At 47.4% G+C, this 15,073-nt stretch carries 10 protein-coding genes and 1 pseudogene; 10 read left to right on the top strand and 1 reads right to left on the bottom strand.

From position 1 onward, the window contains the following. The first annotated feature begins 256 nt into the window (after window positions 1-256). The 8 genes and pseudogenes from AXA67_07235 to AXA67_07270 all read left to right on the top strand — a co-directional run bounded on the left by AXA67_07235 (window position 257) and on the right by AXA67_07270 (window position 11,387). Entirely contained in the window at window positions 257-691 is a 435-nt protein-coding gene (locus AXA67_07235; GenBank protein ID KXJ41012.1) for a hypothetical protein, read from the top strand. A gap of 195 nt (window positions 692-886) precedes the next feature. After that, window positions 887-1,087, top strand: coding sequence for a hypothetical protein (locus tag AXA67_07240; GenBank protein KXJ41013.1), 201 nt, complete (start codon window positions 887-889; stop codon window positions 1,085-1,087). Between the two features lie 46 nt (window positions 1,088-1,133). Beyond that, window positions 1,134-2,861: a hypothetical protein gene (locus AXA67_07245; protein KXJ41014.1), complete on the top strand. Its 1,728-nt coding sequence runs from the start codon at window positions 1,134-1,136 to the stop codon at window positions 2,859-2,861. Window positions 2,862-2,955: 94 nt separating this feature from the next. Beyond that, complete coding sequence (locus tag AXA67_07250) at window positions 2,956-3,918, top strand: hypothetical protein (GenBank protein ID KXJ41015.1); 963 nt, start codon at window positions 2,956-2,958, stop codon at window positions 3,916-3,918. A gap of 58 nt (window positions 3,919-3,976) precedes the next feature. Continuing rightward, on the top strand, window positions 3,977-4,768 hold the full coding sequence (locus AXA67_07255) for a hypothetical protein (GenBank protein KXJ41016.1): 792 nt from the start codon (window positions 3,977-3,979) through the stop codon (window positions 4,766-4,768). Next, window positions 4,765-6,003: a hypothetical protein gene (locus AXA67_07260; protein ID KXJ41017.1), complete on the top strand. Its 1,239-nt coding sequence runs from the start codon at window positions 4,765-4,767 to the stop codon at window positions 6,001-6,003. Before AXA67_07255 ends, AXA67_07260 begins: the two co-directional genes overlap by 4 nt. 2,488 nt (window positions 6,004-8,491) lie before the next feature. Next, a pseudogene (locus AXA67_07265) lies at window positions 8,492-10,330 on the top strand (glycosyl transferase family 2). A gap of 46 nt (window positions 10,331-10,376) precedes the next feature. Then, window positions 10,377-11,387 carry a hypothetical protein gene (locus AXA67_07270; protein ID KXJ41018.1) on the top strand — a complete coding sequence of 337 codons (1,011 nt, stop codon included), beginning with the start codon at window positions 10,377-10,379 and terminating at the stop codon, window positions 11,385-11,387. 63 nt (window positions 11,388-11,450) lie between these two features. On the opposite strand, the gene AXA67_07275 is transcribed toward AXA67_07270, so the two are convergent. Next, window positions 11,451-12,509, bottom strand: a complete 1,059-nt coding sequence (locus tag AXA67_07275; protein ID KXJ41019.1) for a hypothetical protein — start codon at window positions 12,507-12,509, stop codon at window positions 11,451-11,453. 3 nt (window positions 12,510-12,512) lie between these two features. Here AXA67_07275 and AXA67_07280 point away from each other — a divergent pair, with 3 nt between their 5' ends. Together AXA67_07280 and AXA67_07285 are read left to right on the top strand one after the other, a co-directional pair. Continuing rightward, the gene (locus AXA67_07280; GenBank protein ID KXJ41020.1) at window positions 12,513-13,694 is read left to right on the top strand and encodes a hypothetical protein; all 1,182 of its coding nucleotides are present in this window, start codon (window positions 12,513-12,515) and stop codon (window positions 13,692-13,694) included. A gap of 218 nt (window positions 13,695-13,912) precedes the next feature. Then, on the top strand, window positions 13,913-15,073 hold the full coding sequence (locus AXA67_07285; protein KXJ41021.1) for a UDP-galactopyranose mutase: 1,161 nt from the start codon (window positions 13,913-13,915) through the stop codon (window positions 15,071-15,073).

Here is a 15,073-nt window from a genome sequence, read left to right on the forward strand (position 1 = left end):
GGTAACGTGGCGGGTTTGACTGTAATTATTTTGAGATTAAAAGAACTAGGCAAAAAATCGCTTTTTCGGAAAAATGCAAATTAGATAGAAGTACATTTGCGCTTGGTTATAATAACTTGCCATAGTTGATGCCAAATCCATTGAAGCGGTATTGGGCGCGATGTCCAATGCGGATAAGCCGCTACAATGGTATTCTACAATCTTTTCTCCTCATGAGAGTTAAGGATTTGCTAGGATTAAGGAGGCTTTCATTCTTATGCAAACACATTTTTTGCTGGATAATAAAATATCAATAAGGATCTTGCTGACCAGTTTGTGGCTGGTCATGTTAGGGGGATGCGCCCTCAATGGGCCTAAAACTCCCGAGGCCATTGTTGCCGAACGGGCGCAAGCTCGCTGGGACGCATTGATCAAAGGGGATCTTGAAACCGCCTATCAATACCTGTCTCCCGGCTACCGCAAAGTCAAGAGCTTTGAGCGCTACAAGCGCGGAATCTTTGGCGTTGGTGTATGGCAGGCGGCAAAGGTGGATAAAGTGGTGTGTGAACAGCCGGATGTCTGCAAAGTCACGGTGCTGGTGACCACTCGCCTGGCATTGCCGCGGATTGGCACGCCCATGGAATCGACCACCCCGGTCTATGAGCGCTGGATTCGCGATGAGCAGGGTTGGTGGCATGTGCCCCGGGAATGATGAGTTGCCTTTTTGTTGCAAATTGACAACATGTGGTAAAAATACCTTATCATGCAGCGCTAGCTGTGTAATAACTAGGATAGAAATCATGGGATGCGGGAAGGGATTTGCATTTTTGTGAAAAATTTGTTGTTTTTAAATTGCATTTCCGCCAAAGTGTGCTAGGATTTGAATCTGACAGTAATAGCGATACCAATGCGATCAGTAGAAGGCTTTGGAGGGTGGCTTTATCTGGGGGCAATCGGATTTGAGGGGGGATCTCAAATTATCCGTCAGCAACACCAAGATTTAACCATTAAAGCTATCCGCCAAGGCTTTGGCCGCGGTCCGCCGCATCAGGCATGCTCCGGATCTGGCTATTGGTCGAAAAAGGGGCCGATTGTCGAAATTCGCTGAAGTTTGAAGCTTTTGTTAACTACAACGTTCGAAGAAGGAGAGTACTATGAAGTTCAAGATGTCTAAAATCGCCGCTGCTGTGGTGGCAGTCGGTGCCATTGGCAGCGCTCAAGCAGTGACAGTAAACCAGGACGGGCTGGGAGAGGTTCTACTCGTTCCCTATTATAATGTAAATAATAATTTTCAAACCAATATCCACATTGTTAACACCAAAAATGAATCCAAAATTGTCAAGGTCCGTTTCCGTGAAAGCGGCAACTCCCAGGACGTACTTGACTTCAACATCTATATGTCACCTTACGATGTGTGGACCGGCGTAGTCCGTAACGTTAATGGCAAAGCTAATTTGATCAGCACGGATAATACTTGCACCTTACCTCTAAATGATTCAGCTACGTCTGTGGGGACACTGAACAGCACTGGATGGAATATGAATACTGTCTATCCAGATGTTGAGGATTCCGATGCCCGAGAAGGTTATGTTGAGATTATTGAGGTTGGTGTCATCAAAGCTAATCAATACGCAGACACTGATGGAAATGGGACAATTGATAACACCAAGGACATGGAAATTGTAGCAGGCATTAAGCATGGCAGCGATGGCAAACCTGCCGATTGTAGTGTCATTACCTCTGCCTGGACGAATGGGGTGGGCACGAATGGAAATGCTGCTTCTAGAAATAACTGGGGAACTAGCACTGTTTCTGGTGCTACTGCCACTTATGTGGGCGACAGTGATGCTAATGCCGCATTGAGTGAGCCAACTGGAGGTCTCTATGGCCACGCGATTTATTTGAATAATGCTACGGGGGCAGCGTATGTTGCCCAGGATACAGCGCTTTCAAACTATGCCAACAAGAGTCAGCATTACCGTCCGGATGATCCTGCGTGGTTTTTACTGCCATCTTTGGCTTCCGGCGATGTTAGAACCAGTGGGGTAGTAAATGCAGGTGGTGATGCTATAGTAAACCCTGGATCAAATTGGCCTTTAGCTGTGGATGCAACTTTGAATGACGGTGATAAAAACACGCCAGCATCAGGCAATAATCCATTCCCTATGGCCCATGCTATGCAAGCAGTTTCCGTCTTAAATGATTATTTCATTGATCCTACTTATGATGGGGCTACCGATTGGGTGGTAACTTTCCCAATGCGCAAACATGGCATTTTTAATGGCCAATACACAGAAGATTGTGACGATGATGGCACAGAAGAGTCTAGTACCCAGCAAGTTACCTTTAATGCCGATAATGTCCCAACAGCTGCGGTAACGGAAAGCGATCCTTCTGATGTTTGCTTTGAGAAGAAAGATCAAGATGTTGCTATTCAAGTGCAGCCTTTTGACCGGGAGGAACAGCAACCAGCCCCAGGTGGGTTTGGTGTCTCTCCTGTCCTTGGTAGTCCCGATACTATTTTAGAGCGGGAAGTCAATATCCTGAATTTCCAGAGTACCGCATCTTCCGTGTTGGGTTCCGATAATGCTAAAACTATTAATACGGGTACTTCCTTTGTAACTGGGTGGATGAAGCTTACCTTCAATAATAAATATGAGTTTGTTGAATCCCAGTTAAGTGACGCCACAGTAGACTTTGCAGATGCTGACGGTGGCGCTGATGGGGGAACTGGATTAGTAGCTGCTGATCACACGTTTGAGGGTGTTCCAGTGATTGGTTTTGCTGCTCTCCGCGGTAAGAATCCAGTGGGTTCAAGCTTTGGGGAAACTGTCGATCACCGTTTCGAGCGTGATGTAACGGTCAACAGTGATGACTTCTAAGCTTTAGCTGATTTATTTAGCATTATTGGCAAGGCGGACTTCGGTCCGCCTTTCCTTTTGGTATTGGAAAAGGCTAGAGGAGACAAGATTGTTGATGAAAAAAGTAAAAGTTGCTGGTTTTCTGATCATGTCAGGTAGTTGGCTGTTGGCCCATGCCGCAGAGTTACAACAAGATTTGATTGGCGATGGCAAGATCAACGTGCCGCTGGCCAATTTTGAGGCCTATATTTCCCAGGCGCCGGCCAATGGGCAGTATAAATTGCTCAATGACCGTCAGCGTTTGGAAGAAGTCATTTACCATTTGTATCTCAACTGCGCCCTGGCAGAGGAAGCAAAAAAGCTGGGGTTGGATAAAGATCCTTTAATCCAGGCGGAGATTGAAAACTTCCGCGACCGGCGTTTGGCTTTGGCGCGCCTGGACGCCATCCGAAAAGAACCAGTACCCGATATGACCCAAGCCGCCCGCGATTATTACAAAGCCCACTACGATGAATTCATGCAGCCCGAGCAAGTGGATGTTTCCCATATTCTTATCCGCTGGAAGGGCAAGCGCCCCAAAGCCGAAGCCAGGAAAATGGCCGAGGCGGCACGGAAGCGGATACTGGCCGGCGAGGATTTTGCCAAAGTGGCCGACGAATTGTCAGAAGACCCTTCCGTCAAGGCCAATCATGGCCGTCTAGGTTGGGTAACCCCCGATAAGGTGGTGACTCCCTTCCGCAAGCAGGTGTTCAAACGTAAACCCGGCGAAGTGAGCGAAGTTTTTGAAACCGAGTTTGGCTTTCACGTGGCCAAGGTATGGGATAAAAAACCGCCCAAGCAACTTCCCTTCGAGCAGGTCAAAGACAAGATCATCGCCAACCTCGAGAAACAATACCGGGAGGACAAGGTTCAGCAATATCTAGAATCTTTCCGCAAACGGAAGATCGGGATAGAGAAAAAACTGCTGGATGCCTATGTGAAGGAAAAATTATCAGAATTGCGAAAAGAGTTGAACATAAAGGCGCCAGAGAAGCCTATTCAGCAGGTAGCCGAGCCCTTAACAAAACCAGTAGAATAGATTGAACCCTCGGGTTATGCTGCGTTAACCCAAGTTTTCATCCCGTTTTCACAGTCCATTGATACAAAACATCAAAGAAGGGTGGCGGTTCCGCCACGCCCTTTGGCAATTGACCTTGCGCAACTTGGCCCAGCATACCCGGGGCTCGGTGCTGGGCGTGGGTTGGCTTTTGCTGGAGCCGATGTTTCTGTTTGCGGTTTACACGGTAGTATTCGGTTACTTGATGAAGGTGCGTTTTGATACTGGTGGTGGAGTAGCGGATTTTGCCTTGTATCTGCTTTGCGGTCTAATTCCATTTGACGCCATGCAGCAGACCGCCATGCGTAGCACCGGCATTCTCATTGGTAACCGCCCGCTATTGCTGCATGCGCAATTCCCTGGCTGGTTGCTGCCGGTAGTGGAAGTTTTGACCAGCTTGGTCACCGAGTTGATGGGCTTGATAGTGTTATTGGCGGCCATCTTTATCAAAGGCTATCATTTGTCGCCGTGGTTGGCGTTACTGCCCGTGCTGATGTTGACCCGGCTGATGGTGACCGCGGGCATGGCCTGGGTCAGCAGTGTGTTGACAGTCTTTGTCCGGGACTTTAGCCAGTTGTTGCGTATGCTGTTAATGCTGGCGTTTTTCGCGACGCCGGTGATTTATCCTCTGAGTTTGATTCCCAATCAGTGGCGCTGGCTGGAAGATTTCAATCCCTTTTACTGGTTGGTGGCCGCTTACCGGGCGGTTTTCTTGCAAGGCGTGCCGCCGCCTGCCGGTTTTTGGTGGTTATTGTTGGGTAGCGGGATATTCTCTTTATTGGCTTGGATTTTTTTTAACAAGTCTCTGGAGCGGGCCAAGGATTTTCTATGATTGCCATTCGGGCCAACAACCTCGGTAAAGTGTACCGGCGCTATCCCCGCCCTATCGATAGCCTGCTGGAAATGCTGCTGCGTCGGCCCCGCCATCACCCGTTCCACGCCCTGGATGGCGTGTCTTTTGAGCTTAACTATGGAGAAACGGTGGGAGTCATTGGCGATAACGGGGCAGGCAAGAGTACCCTATTGAAAATCCTGGCCGGCTCTGTTGCCCCGACTTTTGGGGAATTGGCAATTCACGGCAGGGTCTCGGCCATTTTGGAATTGGGGGCGGGTTTCCATCCAGAATTTACCGGTCTGGAAAATATTCGTTTGGGATGTGCCCTGCTGGGGCTGGATGAAGCGGAAACTCAAACCAGAATACCTGAAATTATCGATTTTTCAGAGCTGGGGGAGTTTATTCATCAACCGGTCAAAACTTATTCTTCCGGCATGTATGTGCGCTTGGCTTTTTCCCTGGTGACCTGTATTGACCCGGATATTTTGATTGTCGATGAAGCCTTGGCGGTGGGGGATGCCCATTTTCAGAAAAAATGCATGGACCGGATGACTGAATTCCGCGAAAGGAATAAAGCATTGCTGTTTTGCTCCCACGCCCTTTATCAGGTCAAACATTTGTGCGACCGGGTCTTGTGGCTAGAAAGTGGCCGGGTCAGGCTCAGCGGGCCAGCCGAAGAGGTAGTAGATGCCTATCAAGACTATGTGCGGCAACGGGACGCCCAATACCCCGCCCCAAGCATGGCCCATCCTGCAGCAGCCCAGGTTCAGCAAGAAAAAAGAGCCTGGTTGGAGTCGATACAACTATTACATTGCCGAAAAGATGATGATGGCAGGCCAAGATATCACACAGGAGAGGTATTCCAGCTAGAAGTGTTGGCCCATGCTGGCGTGATGCCCTTGGCAGATATTCATGTGGGTATTGTGATCAAGCGCAATGACGGTGTCCAGTGTTTCGGTGCTAGTACCGAGGTGGACCAGGTTACATTGACGGATCTGGGAGAAGGCAAAGTGGGTGTGATTTTCGAAATCCCGGCATTACCTTTATTATCCGGAGAGTATCTTTTGGATGTCTGGTTGATTGATCGCACCGGCGTTCATGTTTACGATTCCCGGGAATCTTGTCTGCCTTTCCGGGTCAGGCAACCGATGAAAGCGGTGGGTATCTGCTGGATGGAACATCAATGGCAGGCAGCGGAAAGTATCAAACAAGTAATTTCCATGGGTGATTAACGTGCAGGAACAGGCATTAGTACCGTATCAAACAGCATCGCTGCCCCCAGGCCCCTGGCTCGTATTTGCCCCCCATCCAGATGATGAAACCTTTGGCATGGGTGGCACATTACTGTTGGCAAAAGAAGCCGGAATAGAAGTTTCCATTGTCGTTATGACGGACGGCGCCATGGGTGGGGAAGGGGATCCTGAGCATTTGGCCCAAACCCGTGAACAAGAAGCCCAAAAGGTTGCTTCCCGCTTGCATCTCAAGCAATTGATTTTTTGGCGCGAGCCGGATAGGGGGCTGGAAATTAACACCAGGTTGATTGCTAAGGCTCAAGCGGTCATTAAGCGGGTTCAGCCGGCAACGATTTTCTTCCCTTCCCCCATGGAATTTCACCCAGACCATAGAATGGCTGGCGCACTAGTTTGGCAAGCGGCGCAACAAATGGGGTACGTAGGCAAATGTTATGCCTATGAAATTAGCGTGCAAGGACGGGTTAATCGGCTCCACGACATCACTTCGGTGATAGAAGAAAAAAAAGCGCTCATAGACTGTTATAAGAGCCAGCTGCAGGCCAATGACTATCAAAACAAAATCATAGCTATCAACCGTGCAAGAACCTATAGCCTCCCCCCGGAGATGCATTATGCGGAAGGCTTTTATGAATTTAGTGAAATAGAAGGCGATTATGCCAAGGTGGTTCTGGATTCCCTTAGCCTGTACTGGCAAAGCGTGGCGATGTCGCCCGCTGAAAATGATGGGGCGCGGGAAATCAATCCTGATATACAGTCGTTGCTGGAGCAAGGCGCTTCGAAGATGGATGCGAATCCCCTGGTGTCGGTCATTGTCCGGACCAAGGATCGCCCCGAATTGCTCAGCGAAGCCCTCCAGTCTTTGGTTGGCCAGACTTATTCAAACCTCGAAGTGATTGTCGTCAACGATGGCGGTGTCGATGTCAGTAGTCTGTTATCTTCTTTTGAAGATAGATTGACTATCCGTTACCTTCATTTTGAACAAAATCGAGGCCGCTGCGCGGCAGGCAATGCTGGGCTGGAGGCGGCAAAAGGGGACTACTTAGCCTTTCTGGACGATGATGATTGGTTTTTGCCGGAACATTTTGAAAACTTAGTCAAAATCATTCATGCCAGGCCAGAAAAAGCGGTATATGTTTCGGTCCAGGCGGTCAGGGAACAGAATGGCCAGAGGCTGAAGGAGCATTTGTTTGAGCTGGATTACGACCCGCTCCGGTTGCAATGCGTCAATTACATACCAATTCACGCGGTTTTATTTGATCGTTCCTTGTTGGATGCGGGTTGCTGTCTGGATGAAACATTGGATCACTATGAAGATTGGGATTTTTGGCTGCAGGTTGCAGAAAAAACGGATTTTTTTCACTTCAAACGAGTGACGGCGGTTTACCGGTTGCCTCCTGACGGCGGTTTTGGGGTGAATCCCGATTCAGAAGAACAGAGAATAGCCTGGCATCAATTGCTGGAAAAGTGGCGTAGCCGTTGGTCTGTCGAAAAAGTGCGAGAGCTGACTGAACATGCGCTGCGGGGTTTGGATCTGGAAAAGGAAAAGCAATTAGATCTGAATCATATCAAGAATCTAGAAAATCAGATCGACGCCTATAAAAAGGAAAAATATTTAGATCAAAATCATATCAAGAATCTAGAAAATCAGATTGAAGCTGATAATAAAAAAATTGAATTAGCTCAAAGCCATATTGAGAATCTTGAAAGTCTAATTGATGATTACAAAAAGGAAGTTGTTTCTCTCACCCATGCTTTAGAGCAAAAGGCGGGGTTATTGAAGCTTTGCCAAAAGGAACTGGAGGCAACCAAGGTCCATTCGCGCAACCAAGAGGAAATGATTACTCACTTACGGCAAGTGATAAAAGAGAAGGAAGCACAGATTGGACAAGTTACTCAACAAGTTCAGCAGCTGCAAACAGAAACGGAGGTCAAAGTGCGTGAGCTTCAAGTCAAAGAAGCCGAGCTTGCTCGTTGGCGGCATGCCTATGAAGAAGTCATGAATTCGACCAGTTGGCGAGTCTCGGCGCCAGTTCGGATGTTTGGCCGTGCCTGGAAGCGCTTTCGCCGTTTATATCGATCACGCAACCATGAGTTCGAGATGGAAGCCGGGGATGATCTTAGGATGCTTGAAGACGGGAAATTTGTTTCCACTGGCCAAGATCCTCATATCCTGTTGCGTTCGAACCGCGGTAAAGCCCCTAGCGGTTGGGTTAGGATTAAGGGGCAGTTGTCTGGCACGGCTTTGATTTATCCGGTGCTTTATATTGATGATGGATCCGGTTTTAACGAAGATAACAAAATTTTTCTGAATCATTGTTACGATGCCCAGAATGGGCGGATCGAGGGTATTGTAAGATTGCCCGATAAAATCAACCAATTGAGGTTCGATCCTGCCAGCAGTTACGGAGAGATAACTTGCCGGGCATTGCAAATTCAGGAAATTGGTTTATTGCAGGCTGCTTGGCGGATCCTTGGCCCGCAGCTGAAAAGCGTTTTAAAACAACCGGGATCGGTTGGGGCGATTATGTCCAAGGTTTGGCGGATTTATCGCCACCAAGGGTGGTTGGGATTGAAGCTGGCCATTGTCAATAAGACTCGGTCAGAAAGTGACTATCAGCAATGGTGGCAACATTATGGGGTTTTGTTCGACTCCGACCGAAAGGCAATCCGAAACAGAATCCAGGAGATGTCTTTATTGCCCAAATTTTCCATATTAATGCCGGTATATAACCCTGATGAAATATGGTTGCGAAAGGCGTTGGATTCTGTTTGTAATCAACTCTATCCGTACTGGGAGCTATGTATTGCCGATGACGCTTCCACTTTGCCCCATGTTCGCAATATTCTGGAAGAATATGCGCAAAAAGATGATCGAATCAAGGTGAAATTCAGGGATGAAAACGGGCATATCTCCGCTGCCTCTAACAGTGCTTTAGCGCTTGCAACTGGACAATTTCTTGCATTGATGGATCAGGACGATGAATTAACGGAACACGCATTGTACATGGTGGCTGAAGAGCTGAATCGTTATCCGGATGCGGAATTGATTTATTCCGACGAGGACAAGATTGACGAGCAAGGTCAGCATCACGAGCCATACTTCAAGCCAGATTGGAATCCGTTGCTGCTTTTAGGGCAGAATTATCCATCCCATCTCTCGGTGCTGAAAACAGAACGGGTTCGCAGCTTGGGCGGTTTTCGGGAAGGACTCGAAGGTAGCCAGGATTGGGACTTGATTTTCCGGTTCACCGAAAACCTTCCTAGTGAGCGAATCAGGCATATTCCTTTTGTGCTCTATCACTGGCGCATGATTCCAGGGTCCACAGCCTTGGATGTTTCCGAAAAAAGCTATGTGCGCGAGGTTGCGGTGCAAGTGGTCAAGGAACATTTAGACCGGATTGGATTTGAACATGCCGAGGTATCCCGATGGGTAGGGGGATACTGCCGGGTACGATTTCCTTTGCCGGAGCAAAAACCACTGGTTAGCCTGATTATTCCAACCCGTAACGGTTATCACTTGTTGCACCGTTGTGTAGAAACGCTGTTAGAAAAGACGGCGTATCCGAACTATGAGCTGATAGTTGTCGATAATCAATCGGATGATCCCGAAACTGTCCAATATCTAGAGCAACTAGCAGATCGAGATAGGGTTACTGTAATTCCTTATGATGCGCCCTTTAATTTTTCTGCATTGAATAACCAGGCAGTGACCCATGCCCGTGGAGAAATTTTAGGCTTCCTCAATAATGATTTGGAAATATTGCATGCAGACTGGCTGGATGAGATGGTCAGCCATGCGGTTAGGCCCGAGACAGGCGCAGTTGGCGCCATGTTGTATTATCCCGATGACCGGATTCAACACGCCGGTGTTATTCTTGGCGTGGGCGGGATTGCAAATCACGCTTATCAAGGGATGCCGCGGGGCGTACCTGGTCAATTAGGAAGAGCGTTATTACTGCAGAATCTCTCTGCGGTGACCGCAGCTTGCCTCATCGTCCGGCGCAGTATTTTTGAAGAAGTCGGGGGTTATGATGAGGAAGCGCTGACGGTAGCATTCAACGATGTGGACTTGTGCCTCAAAATTCAACAACGAGGCTATTGGAACGTTTGGACGCCATTTGCCGAGCTTTACCATCACGAATCGGCAACTCGGGGCAGGGAGGATACGCCCGAGAAGCTGGCGCGTTTCAACCGGGAAATCAGCATCATGTTGGCGCGCTGGGGGCATGTCCTATTTGAAGACCCAGCTTACAATCCAAATTTAACCCTAAATACGACTGATTTTTCCCTTGCCTTTCCACCGCGGGTTGTGCGGCCCTGGAGCCTAGTGGATTCAGATCCGGAAAATCATCATGTTGGCAGTGCCCAAGTTGCCGCTACAGGATAAGCCAATCCTGCTTCGTCCCCTAATGCCACGGGACCAGCTCAATGCGCTCGGCCTATGGCAAGCAGCGTTTGGGAAAACCCTGGATTCCAGCGTCTGGCAATGGAAATATCAAGGCACCTTTGGAAATAAATGCATGGTCGCAGAACATGCCTCTGGCGAATTGATCGCCATGTTTGGCGGTGTTCCCTATCAGGCACATTGTCGGGGAAAGCGGCTGGAGGCTGTTCATTTATGGGACAACATGTCCCATCCGGATTACCGTGGCGTGATGGGTGGACGCCGTGGCGTTTTTGTTAAGACGGTGGATGCTTTCATTGATGCTTATTGCGGGGATAATAAGGCTGCGATGCTTTATGGTTTTCCGGGGGAAAGGCATTTTCGTCTTGGTCAACATACATTGCAATACAGCAGACTGGCCGGAGGGATGGTTTGTTTGCAAGCAGAGCTAAGAGATCTGGCTTTTACCAGCAAGAGCGGAGGCGTTGAACGACTGCTCAATGCAGATGAAAGGTTGGACCGCTTGGCGGAAGTATTCGATGGAATTTATTCGTTTTGGATAAGACGTGACCGCCGCTTTATCGAATGGCGTTATTTCCAGCACCCGCATCAATCCTATTGGGTTTACGGTTTCCCGCGGGGATGGAGCGGGGCGCTCCATGGGCTGATGGTAATGACCAGCGCTGACCAAGCCGGGGAGGGGGTAGTGGTGGACTTTCTGTTGCCGCCCAGGGAACAGGATGCGCTGGCCTTTTTGGCGGGGATGGTACGGGAATGGCTTTGGCTGGAGTGGCAGAAAGTCCGGGTATGGATGCCGTCCCGGTCTCCATATCGTAAATTTTGGGAACGGGTGGGTTTTCAGGCAATTCCAGAACCCATAGGGATTATTCCTACCGGCAGGTCTTTTTCTTCTGGTCTGGATTGGACGTGGGCGTCAAACAACTTTTTTTATACCATGGGTGATGGAGATCTTTTTTAAGGATTTGCTTGACGGTTTGCTGGTAAAGATTGTGCTGTGGGGATCGTGGGTGCAGACTAAAAATTAAATCTTGTTCCACTGCCATGTTTTTTGGGTGCCCAGTGTTGGATGCCTAAGCCGAGTATAGTACCGGCCAGGCTCAAGCTGTTGCCATACTTCGTCGGGGAGGATGATAGGGGTATTGCCTCGGGTTTGGGTTTGGATAAATGGAATAAACCAGGGGTTGTGGCTGATTTCAAAATATAATGGGCCATTGCTCTCTTTTTCTATTGTAAATTCAGGTGAGTGCTGAAATTTTCCCAATAGAGCCGGTTCCGAGGCGGGTTTAGCAATGCTGATCGAACATTGAGCCGGTACTGTCCCAAAGTGCTTTTGATAAAACTGCGCGCGGGCCTGTGCCATTAGCTGTTGTTTTTTGGAGGCAGGCGCCGGGCTCTGGTTATAGTAATGAACCATCTGCGCTTCTGGTACGCACAAGGGTTGGATTTGGTGTTGAAGTAGCCGCATGCACAGGTCGGTATCTTCATAATAAAGAAAAAACCTGTCATCGAAGACCGGCTCGGAATTATTCTCGAACCACTGTAGATCCAGTAACAAACAGGCTCCGGACAGGAAAGGCTCATAAAATGGCGTGGTTTGACGCCAGAAATGATCGTGACGAAGCTGCCAATAATGATCCAGCGTATAAGCTTCCGTAAAATGCTGGCTTGCACCGATCAGCGCGGTTGCCAGCCAAGGGTGATCGCCTGGCGCAGGGGGCATGCGGAATCGGCGGGCATTATCCCAAAAAAAACGTGGCCCACTCACTGGTGCGGAAAATTGAACTGCCGCCTCCCGTAACAGTTGGACCATACCGGGCAGAAGCAGTGCATCAGGGTTGACCAAAAGCGCCCAGCGAGTATTCACATACCGAACCGCTAAATTCACGGCTTTGGCATAGCCGGGATTATTTTTTTGGCTAATGATGCGAATTGGAAAAGCAGCGGAAAGCGAATTCTCAAAAGTGCCGCTGTTGTCCACAATAATCCATGCTTCGATGGTTATTTGCTCTGTTAAAGATTCCAGCAGGGCGGGAAGAAAAGATTCGGTATGATAGTTAACAGTAATAATTGTGATTGACATGGAATGGATGTGAATTTACAGGTTTTTTGGCCAACGGTCGATTCCCCGCCGGTTAAAGAAGTAGCGTATTCTTACGATTTCTGCCGAAAATTTAGTCAAAGTGAACTTCCGAACGGCAACTGGGTGAGTTACCACCCCGAACAATCTTGGCAATGGCCTGACTCGGACGGAAACAAATTTATTTGCATCGTTTCCGACCCGCAATTGGTAATACCAAGGCTAACTTGGGATCAGCTGTTGAACGCATTGTTACTCCAGCAAACAGCCGTGGTTGCACCCGTTTATAATATCAGTCCGAATCCAAAGCAAGTCGCCGAGCTGCCCGGTGTTTATACCACGGTGAGCACGTTTTTAGAAATAACCCAAATCGTCCACGGGCAACATCGCCCAGCCACTGATTTAACTCAGCCTTATGACCCAAGTTGCTTAATTTGCCGAGGTGATTTGTTTCCTTCCAATACAAAGTTTGAAAATCATGCCGATTTTATTTCTCGGTTACCAGAAGAAGCCTTTCTAATCCCCAATGCCTTAGTGCATAGGTTTGGAAGCTATGGAGAGGCAGACAGAAGTGATCTGGTGGCATGGATACCTCCTGCTGCTACGGACATTCTCGATATTGGTTGTGGGCGTGGATGGTTGGGGAAGCACTTGTCTGAAAAACGTCCTCATGTAGAAATAGTCGGTGTGGAAAGTAATCCCGCAATGGCCAGCCAGGCGCGAAAGTGGTATCGGGAAGTGTTTGTGACGCCGGTAGAAGATTTTACGAGTAGCCAAAAATTTGATTGTATTGTGTGTGGCGATATCCTGGAACACTTGGAAAATCCCTGGCAAGTTGTTGAACGTTTGACATACATGCTTTGGCCTTGTGGTTGCTTGGTGGCCAGCGTGCCCAACGCCGGGCATTGGTCTCTGGTGCGTGATCTGGCACAAGGAAGATTTGATTACCTTCCATATGGTCTAACGTGCATTACTCATATCCGCTGGTTTACTGAAGCCACGCTAAGGGAAATGATTGAACAGGCAGGATTGCAAATTGACAAAATTGAACATCAAGTTTCTCCTCCCACACCACAAGGGGAGAAATTTATCAAAATGATGGTGAGGGGGGAGGCAGGCAATGATAAATCACTACGTGCTCATGGCTTGATAGTGCGTGCCTTTGCTCCTGGTTACCGAATCAAATGATTTTCAGTTCATCACCACGTATTAGTTCCAATATACGTATTATCCCATTCGTGAAAGGATAGATAGTCGCTTTTCTTCTGGATAAAATACATTATTTATATGTATCTATATGTGGAATATTAATAAATATTTATTAATATAAATCTAATTTAGAAGCTAGAGATAGGAATAGATAAACTTTCTAACCATATGTAAGGTAGGATTTTGAGGAAACTCACATGTTCGATTATGTGATCATCGGGGCGGGATTTGCGGGTTCAGTGATGGCTGAAAGACTTGCAAAAGTATTGAATAAACGTGTTTTGATTGTGGAAAAACGTCAGCATATTGGGGGGAATTGTTATGATTTCTATGACCAATATGGTGTGCTTGTACATAAATATGGTCCGCACCTGTTTCATACTTCAAATAAAAAAGTGTTTGACTACCTAAGTCAGTTTACAGAGTGGATAGAATATCATCACCGGGTTTTAGTAGTAGTTGATGGCAATAAAGTGCCATTGCCATTTAACTTGAACTCCTTGCGATTGTTATTTCCTGAATCGATGGCTAGTTCTTTGGAAACCAAGTTGATCGAGCGTTATGGATTTGATGTAAAGGTTCCCATTCTTGAGTTAAAAAAAGAGAAAGATAAAGAGCTTCACTACCTTGCTGATTTTATTTACCGGAAGATATTTTCCAATTACACAGCAAAGCAGTGGGCTTGTACTCCTGAAGAGATATCCCCAGAAGTGACGGCGAGGGTGCCTGTTTTCATTTCACGGGATGATAGGTATTTTCAGGATAAGTATCAAGCAGTTCCCCGTCAGGGATATACTAAATTGTTTGAAAATATGATTTCTCATGAAAACATCAAGTTGATGTTAAATACAGATTACAAAGAAATTCTGCATTTAAACTTAGACTCCGGTAAGATGGAATTGTTTGGGCAGAACTTTAATGGGCATGTTATATATACTGGAATGGTGGATGAGTTGTTTGGCTATCGTTTTGGTGAGTTGCCTTATCGTTCACTTAAATTTGATTTTGAACATTTGAGCAAGGAATACTTTCAGGAAGTAACTACAATTAATTATCCTGAGAACTTTGATTTTACAAGAATAACTGAATTCAAACACATCACCAAGCAGGAAATTCGAAGTACGACTATTGTCAGGGAGTATCCTCAGGATTATGACCGTCTGAGTTCAAGCAAAAATATCCCCTATTATCCTGTGTTCAATGACGGGAATATGGATAAATATAAATTGTATCAAGAGTTTTCGAAAAAGTTTTCCAATATCACCTTGATTGGAAGATTAGCCGAATACAAATACTATGATATGGATGATATCGTTGCCCAAGCCCTAGAGCTATTCCAGTCTGATTTTTGCAATTAA

The organism is Methylothermaceae bacteria B42 (assembly GCA_001566965.1).
GTDB lineage: Bacteria > Pseudomonadota > Gammaproteobacteria > Methylococcales > Methylothermaceae > Methylohalobius.

Excerpts from the sequence above, each read along its gene's own strand:
- AXA67_07245 (KXJ41014.1), top strand. The coding sequence starts at position 1,134 with ATGAAGTTCAAGATGTCTAAAATCGCCGCTGCTGTGGTGGCAGTCGGT.
- AXA67_07285 (KXJ41021.1), top strand. The coding sequence starts at position 13,913 with ATGTTCGATTATGTGATCATCGGGGCGGGATTTGCGGGTTCAGTGATG.
- AXA67_07235 (KXJ41012.1), top strand. The coding sequence starts at position 257 with ATGCAAACACATTTTTTGCTGGATAATAAAATATCAATAAGGATCTTG.
- AXA67_07240 (KXJ41013.1), top strand. The coding sequence starts at position 887 with ATGCGATCAGTAGAAGGCTTTGGAGGGTGGCTTTATCTGGGGGCAATC.
- AXA67_07275 (KXJ41019.1), bottom strand. The coding sequence starts at position 12,509 with ATGTCAATCACAATTATTACTGTTAACTATCATACCGAATCTTTTCTT.
- AXA67_07250 (KXJ41015.1), top strand. The coding sequence starts at position 2,956 with ATGAAAAAAGTAAAAGTTGCTGGTTTTCTGATCATGTCAGGTAGTTGG.
- AXA67_07270 (KXJ41018.1), top strand. The coding sequence starts at position 10,377 with ATGTTGGCAGTGCCCAAGTTGCCGCTACAGGATAAGCCAATCCTGCTT.
- AXA67_07280 (KXJ41020.1), top strand. The coding sequence starts at position 12,513 with ATGGATGTGAATTTACAGGTTTTTTGGCCAACGGTCGATTCCCCGCCG.
- AXA67_07260 (KXJ41017.1), top strand. The coding sequence starts at position 4,765 with ATGATTGCCATTCGGGCCAACAACCTCGGTAAAGTGTACCGGCGCTAT.